Source organism: Pseudomonas sp. 05T35 (assembly GCF_056396605.1).
On sequence record NZ_JBFTLU010000864.1, the window covers coordinates 1 to 645 of the forward strand.

At 57.8% G+C, this 645-nt stretch carries 1 protein-coding gene; it reads right to left on the reverse strand.

Going from position 1 to position 645, the window contains the following annotated elements; all coding sequences use genetic code 11:
- Positions 1–126 precede the first annotated feature (126 nt).
- Complete coding sequence (locus AC1DH9_RS30350; protein WP_477809481.1) at positions 127–576, reverse strand: hypothetical protein; 450 nt, start codon at positions 574–576, stop codon at positions 127–129.
- Positions 577–645 lie beyond the last annotated feature (69 nt).

Consider the following 645-nt stretch of genomic DNA (forward strand, 5'->3'; position numbering starts at 1 on the left):
GTTACGGGCAAACGCCGCGGCCTTGGCCTGTTCACGCTTGTTACGGGCAAACGCCGCGGCCTTGGCCTGTTCACGCTTGTCCCACGGGTTACCTCCATCGCTGGCACGCGGCGGCAATCTATCCAGTCAACGGGCGTTGTGCTTGGCAATCACGGCTTCGCGCAGATGGCGCACTTCGAGCAGCTTCTGGCGCATTTCGCGGTGGCGTTTGCTGTTGAGCAACAGTAGCGCCAGCAGCGGAAACAGCAAAGTCACGGCATAAATCAGAGGGTGCGGCCCATATGCGATGGCGGRCAATACTCCGAGAAAACAAATGGCCAATAGCGCCACCAGCGGCCGTACCCAATTCGGATGCCCCCGCGCGATCATGAAATTACAGTGCACGATGACCAGGGTGAGCGCGATGCCACCCAGGAAGGTGTACTTGGCACTGTCGGCCATGGAAAGGTTCTGAAAATAGCTTTCGAAAAACAACGGGACCGCAAAGACCAGGGTGAAGACAGAGGCAAATATCGCTCCCATGAAGACCGGGAAGTAGCGGGCGAGATAGCGCGTCAATGGAGGAAAATCGTTCATTTCATTCTCCGGGGCTTGCGGTCGGCAAGGGCAGCCTGGCGCTTTTTGCGAATCATCACGAGTTGACGG